Annotated in this window: 11 protein-coding genes; all 11 read left to right on the forward strand. The window is 35.7% G+C overall.

What is annotated here, in order from left to right:
• Positions 1-32 precede the first annotated feature (32 nt).
• The 11 genes from A9G31_RS04825 (at position 33) to A9G31_RS11400 (ending at position 5114) form a co-directional block, all read left to right on the forward strand.
• Positions 33-317: a hypothetical protein gene (locus tag A9G31_RS04825; protein WP_065560218.1), complete on the forward strand. Its 285-nt coding sequence runs from the start codon at positions 33-35 to the stop codon at positions 315-317.
• A gap of 102 nt (positions 318-419) precedes the next feature.
• Positions 420-710: a hypothetical protein gene (locus A9G31_RS04830; protein WP_065560685.1), complete on the forward strand. Its 291-nt coding sequence runs from the start codon at positions 420-422 to the stop codon at positions 708-710.
• Between the two features lie 183 nt (positions 711-893).
• Positions 894-1055 carry a hypothetical protein gene (locus A9G31_RS11775; protein ID WP_176700355.1) on the forward strand — a complete coding sequence of 54 codons (162 nt, stop codon included), beginning with the start codon at positions 894-896 and terminating at the stop codon, positions 1053-1055.
• Positions 1042-1917, forward strand: a complete 876-nt coding sequence (locus A9G31_RS04835; RefSeq protein WP_065560686.1) for an ATP-binding protein — start codon at positions 1042-1044, stop codon at positions 1915-1917. Before A9G31_RS11775 ends, A9G31_RS04835 begins: the two co-directional genes overlap by 14 nt.
• Positions 1904-2584: a ribonuclease H-like domain-containing protein gene (locus A9G31_RS04840; protein WP_065560687.1), complete on the forward strand. Its 681-nt coding sequence runs from the start codon at positions 1904-1906 to the stop codon at positions 2582-2584. Before A9G31_RS04835 ends, A9G31_RS04840 begins: the two co-directional genes overlap by 14 nt.
• 205 nt (positions 2585-2789) lie before the next feature.
• Positions 2790-3338, forward strand: a complete 549-nt coding sequence (locus A9G31_RS04845; RefSeq protein ID WP_141671384.1) for a DNA N-6-adenine-methyltransferase — start codon at positions 2790-2792, stop codon at positions 3336-3338.
• Positions 3326-3574, forward strand: coding sequence for a hypothetical protein (locus tag A9G31_RS04850; RefSeq protein WP_065560689.1), 249 nt, complete (start codon positions 3326-3328; stop codon positions 3572-3574). The genes A9G31_RS04845 and A9G31_RS04850 overlap by 13 nt, the downstream gene beginning before the upstream one ends.
• A gap of 258 nt (positions 3575-3832) precedes the next feature.
• Complete coding sequence (locus A9G31_RS04855; RefSeq protein ID WP_065559984.1) at positions 3833-4012, forward strand: hypothetical protein; 180 nt, start codon at positions 3833-3835, stop codon at positions 4010-4012.
• A 2-nt stretch (positions 4013-4014) separates the two neighbouring features.
• Positions 4015-4347, forward strand: a complete 333-nt coding sequence (locus A9G31_RS04860; RefSeq protein WP_065559985.1) for a hypothetical protein — start codon at positions 4015-4017, stop codon at positions 4345-4347.
• Positions 4337-4747, forward strand: a complete 411-nt coding sequence (locus A9G31_RS04865; protein ID WP_065559986.1) for a single-stranded DNA-binding protein — start codon at positions 4337-4339, stop codon at positions 4745-4747. Before A9G31_RS04860 ends, A9G31_RS04865 begins: the two co-directional genes overlap by 11 nt.
• A gap of 232 nt (positions 4748-4979) precedes the next feature.
• Positions 4980-5114: a DUF3850 domain-containing protein gene (locus tag A9G31_RS11400; RefSeq protein ID WP_081299346.1), complete on the forward strand. Its 135-nt coding sequence runs from the start codon at positions 4980-4982 to the stop codon at positions 5112-5114.
• The last annotated feature ends 71 nt before the right edge of the window (positions 5115-5185 follow it).

The raw sequence follows: 5185 nt of genomic DNA on the forward strand, positions 1-5185 counted from the left end.
AGTGCGCTTGAGTTTGAAATAAAAGGAGATAGATGATGTTACATAGAGCTGTAGAGAACGGTTACGAAAATGCTTATTGCAACATGATGAGCGGCACTGAAATACAAGATGCTAAAGAAGCAGAAATTAAAGCTCAATCAAACGAACTTTATGACAAACTCAGCGATAGTGATTATCTAGAAATTGAAAAAAAAATAATGAAAGCGTTTGGTTGGGATGATGTTGACACTGATTCAGTTCAAAAAGCATTAAAGCTCATATGTTATGAAAAAGCTGAATTTCATTTTAATGAAAAAAATAAAAAATCATTTTATTAAGCTAACGAATTTTGACAACTCGGAAAGACGAGTACATGCAAATCCTTTGCCCTCTTTTGAGGGCTTTTTTACAGAATTAGCAGACAGAAAAGGGATAAAACAATGACAAGTAAAAAGATTATTGAACGATTACAGCAACAAGATTGGTTTGTTGAATGTAAAACTGAGCATGAATTAGCGTTAGTGTTAAATGCTTGTTTAGATGCGGATGTTGTTTGGTCAAACAGAGTAAGCGCAATAAGTCTTAAATGTAGCATTCCTGTGCCGGCGCTAATCGGGCGTTCATCTCGCCGTTGGAGTAACGGTTTGTGGTTTTCCAACACTTTAGCTGATGAAGATTTAAAGCACTATAGTGACATAACAGATTGGTTTTTCGAAGAATTGAGGAAATAGCATGAACACAATACCGATTGATTACGTCGGCTGTAATGTACATGAAACAGACCGATTTAATATTAATTACAAAATGACTAAGGGCGAGCAAGTATACGCCCTTTTTTGTACCTACTTTTTGACATTCAGCGGACTGTTTGGGCTGATTCGATGGATGTTAGAAGTGGCAGCGGAGTGAAGATAATGACGTGGGAAGAAATATATAGCTCGCTACCCATTCAAGCCAGAATGATTATTGATATAGCAGAAGCGTACAAGGTTGATTTAACAGAATTAGCTAATTTACAAGTTCAAAAACAAGAAAGCGACACGCATTTAAATGAGGTTCGATATGGTAGAGATTAGAAAGGCAGTTAGAAAAAAAGCAAAATTAAGATTGGGTATAGCAGCACCCAGTGGCGCAGGTAAAACTTACTCATCATTGCTGTTAGCTTTTGGGCTGGGTCAAAAGGTAGGGTTAATTGACACAGAACAAGGTAGCGGTGATTTATATGCTGATTTAGGCGACTATGACATTATTCAAATTGAAGCCCCCTACACTATAGATAAATATCTACAGGCAATTAAGGCGTTCGAGCAGGCTAATTATGACGTAATTATTATCGATAGTCTTTCTCACGCATGGGCAGGCGATGGCGGTTTATTGGATAAACAAGGGAAAATCGCAGATAGCGGTAAGGGAAATGGCTACACAGCTTGGAGAAGCATCACGCCGGAGCATAATGCGCTAGTTAATGCAATGCTAGCAAGTCCGTGTCACATTATCGCAACAATGCGAAGCAAGCAAGAATATGTGCTACAAGTTAACGATAACGGTAAACAAGCCCCCAAAAAAGTTGGCATGGCACCGATTCAGCGCGACGGAATGGAATATGAATTCACTGTCATGTTTGATATTGATATTAATCACAATGCAACATCAACAAAAGATAGAACGCGGTTATTTGACGGCAAAATTTTTAAGATTACATCAGAAACTGGCGAGCAATTGCTGGCGTGGTTAAATAACGGTGTTACAAAAGAGCAGGCGGAAGTTAATAATTTCAAAGAAAAGACCTCTAATATTTCATCTTTGGATGAACTGCAGAAATTATTCGCTATTAGTTTTAATAACTTACGTGGATGCAGTGAGCAAGAAGAAGTTATAGAGCACTACAATCAGTTAAAGATAAAGCTTTCAGAAGGTGAAAATAATGAGACAGTTTAATATTTATTTCGATATAGAAACAATTCCAACCCAGTCTGACAATATAAAAAACTATATTCAAAGCAATTTAACAGCGCCGGCAAATTATAAAAAACCCGAAGCGATAAGTACTTGGATTGAAGAAAACAAAGAACCGGCGTATCGAAAAACCGCTTTAAACGGCGGTTTTGGTCAAATTGTTTGTATTGGTTATGCAATCAATGATGGAGATGTAAAGGTAATTCATTTTGATAACTGGATATCATCCGAAAAACAAATATTGCAGACATTTTTTAATGAATTGATTGAGTGTTATAGACCAAGTGCAGACGTAACACCGAATTTTATCGGGCATAACATCGAAAACTTTGACTTACGTTTTATTTATCAGCGTGCAATTGTACTGGGTATAAAACCACCAGCATTTTTACCGCTCAATAGTAAATCATATAACAATATGTATATATTCGACACAATGACAGAATGGGCAGGTAAACGTAATTACGTATCGCTGAATGAAATTTGTTTGTCGCTTGGTATACCACCAAAAGGCGACGAGATAGACGGCTCTAAAGTTTGGGATTTTGTGCAGGATGGAAAATTAAAACAAGTTGCAGACTACTGTGCTGATGATGTTGAAAAAGTTAGAGCAATTCATAAAAGAATAACATTTCAAGATGTGGCTTAAATTAAACAGCATAACCGTCATAGTGACGGTTTTTTAATAACGTCTGGTATATGCGTTGATGATTAGTGTTAGCAGAGACACTGTCCGCAATTGCAGTTAGCCCGCTAATTTGAAATATACAGGCCGTATTGTTTGACATGACGGTAGTCACGCCGTTGGCGACAGAGTGACACCCACCCAAATCACTACATCAGAGAGTTTTAAAATGGCTATTCTAAACAAATCACAAACAGAGAAGCAGAATAAAGATTATTGGCGAACGTCAGAATTATTGATCAATGATGCGCTGAAATTACTGAATATAAAAAGTTTTGGTATTGATGTGTGTTGTCATTTCGAGCCGGCAATAAACGACATTAATATCATAAAGCATGCTGAAACATATATCGATGAAGAAGAGAATTCATTAGATTCTTACAGTTGGTTTCACGGTAGTAATCCTACCGCGTTCTGCAATCCACCATTTTCGCGAAAATGGGAATTTTTTCAAAAAGCGGTTGAGCAAGTAAATAAATGGAGTCAGCAAGTATTAATGGTCCTGCCCTACACTCCTGCAACTAAGGCATGGAGCGACAATATACACGGGCAAAACTGTATTATTTACGTACCCGATGGTCGATATCAATATCTATTGCCGAATGGCAAAAAATCAGCAAGCAGCTGTAATTTTGAAACGTGTTTAGTTCTAATTGTGCCGTTCAAGTGTGGGAATGTGATAGTTAATTATAAGCGAGGTTTAAAATGCATAGATTAATAGATTGGTTAAAGTCTTTTAAAAAACCTTTAGTTTATAAATATAAACGAGGTGATAAGGTTGATTCTCCAATTGGGGTCGGAATTATTTTTAGTAGAAGCGATAGAATGAAAGATAAGACAAGACCAGCTTACTTCATACTAAGTGAAAGTAATGATATTAGAACATATTTTAGTTGTGACTATTACGAAGATGATTTGATTTTGATAGAAGAGTGTAAAGGGGTAACAAAGTGACTAAATTAAACTGGCGTGATGCTAGCAAAGAGTTGCCAGAAACCATTACTGATTGCGTTGTAATTACTAGGTCATTTTCGCAGGATGGAAAAATTATAATCAGCACTCGAAACTCATGTTATTACAGAAGAAGCGATAAATGGGGGTATGTTAATGGCTGTCATGTTTTAGCTTGGGTTTACACGCATGAATTAATACAGTTATGCGGATTAAATCAATATTTAATAGAGGTGAGAAATAACTAAAGGAGGAGTAATTATGTCAGAAAAAATAACGTTTGTTGTGTATGCACGGATTGGACCGTCAAGAAATGAAGAAAAAATCGAAATTGATAAAGCTGAATATGAAGCTCTGGAAGATAAGGATGTGTACCTGCAAGAGTTAATTAATTCTTATCTTCCCGATCTTGTAGACAGCGGAATATATATTGAGGAGTAATTATGATTACAGATGAAGAATGGAAAAAGCTAAAAGTTGGGGATGTTATCTATGTTGTAAATGATTTATATGATTTACAGTTAACAAAAACAACTATATCAAAAATTACAAAAGCGCAACTAAAGTTAGACTATGCTGAATATTTGTATGTTCAGACTTATAACAAATCTCAATCTGATCGTTTGTTTACCAATGCATGTAATGCATATAAATATGGAATAGATCTTCTGTCAGAAAAAACAAAAAAATTACATAAAAAGATAAACGAAATAGAGTCTAATAAATCTCTTTTTACAAAGAGCTATGAACAACTGGAGCAAGAAAATGGCAAATAATTTAAATCAGTGTTTATTCACTGGCAGAATCGGGAAAATCGAGGAGCGTTACACCTCTGATAACAAGTTAATCGTTAATTTTACTATGGCAATTGGTAGCTATAAGAAGAATGGCGATAGCTATGAAGATGTCACAGATTGGGCTAATTTACGAGCGTTCGGTAAGATTGCGGAAAAAGTGCGAGATAAAGGCAAAGGTGCTTTTATTCGTGTTACAACTCGATACAAAACAGATAAATGGCAGGACCAACAAGGCAACAACAAAACAGCCATTTATTTTATAGTTGATGATTTTGAAGCGTTAACGTTCGACAAAAGCGGCAATCAGTCAGCACAACAACATAAACCACAAACATCAGCTCAGCAAAATGAGTTTATAGATGATGAGATTCCTTTTTAATCAATGACTTATAAAGTTACCCACAAAATCTGTTAATAACTCACTGAACAACCACCCTATTCTATTAATTTATTACAAATATCTGCGCTGATTATTTGGCGTGCAATGAAATAATTGAGAGAGCATTTTTTATCTTTGATTCACCAATTTTGGGGAATCAAAGTATAAATTACGAACACCCGTTTTATTAATTAACGCCAAATTTGGCGAAATATTAAAGGTGAATCCAATCATGACTACACACGAATTAAAAATAAAATCTGAATATTTCATGGACGTTGCTCGATGTCAGAAAAAAGCTGAAATACGCTACAACGATCGCAATTACAAGGTCGGGGATATTCTGAATTTGTATGAAATTGACTAAGAGCGGTAATCGTACAGGTCGTAAATGTAGCGTTATCATCTCTCACATTTTAGATGATGCAGAGTATTTGA

This window comes from Gilliamella sp. Gris1-4 (assembly GCF_001690335.1).
GTDB classification, from domain to species: domain Bacteria; phylum Pseudomonadota; class Gammaproteobacteria; order Enterobacterales; family Orbaceae; genus Gilliamella; species Gilliamella apicola_P.

Bases quoted from the DNA above. Each gene is read 5' to 3' on its own strand.
- A9G31_RS04865 (WP_065559986.1), top strand. From the start codon at position 4,337: ATGGCAAATAATTTAAATCAGTGTTTATTCACTGGCAGAATCGGGAAA.
- A9G31_RS04840 (WP_065560687.1), top strand. From the start codon at position 1,904: ATGAGACAGTTTAATATTTATTTCGATATAGAAACAATTCCAACCCAG.
- A9G31_RS11775 (WP_176700355.1), top strand. From the start codon at position 894: ATGACGTGGGAAGAAATATATAGCTCGCTACCCATTCAAGCCAGAATG.
- A9G31_RS11400 (WP_081299346.1), top strand. From the start codon at position 4,980: ATGACTACACACGAATTAAAAATAAAATCTGAATATTTCATGGACGTT.
- A9G31_RS04825 (WP_065560218.1), top strand. From the start codon at position 33: ATGATGTTACATAGAGCTGTAGAGAACGGTTACGAAAATGCTTATTGC.
- A9G31_RS04845 (WP_141671384.1), top strand. From the start codon at position 2,790: ATGGCTATTCTAAACAAATCACAAACAGAGAAGCAGAATAAAGATTAT.
- A9G31_RS04835 (WP_065560686.1), top strand. From the start codon at position 1,042: ATGGTAGAGATTAGAAAGGCAGTTAGAAAAAAAGCAAAATTAAGATTG.
- A9G31_RS04860 (WP_065559985.1), top strand. From the start codon at position 4,015: ATGATTACAGATGAAGAATGGAAAAAGCTAAAAGTTGGGGATGTTATC.
- A9G31_RS04850 (WP_065560689.1), top strand. From the start codon at position 3,326: ATGCATAGATTAATAGATTGGTTAAAGTCTTTTAAAAAACCTTTAGTT.
- A9G31_RS04855 (WP_065559984.1), top strand. From the start codon at position 3,833: ATGTCAGAAAAAATAACGTTTGTTGTGTATGCACGGATTGGACCGTCA.
- A9G31_RS04830 (WP_065560685.1), top strand. From the start codon at position 420: ATGACAAGTAAAAAGATTATTGAACGATTACAGCAACAAGATTGGTTT.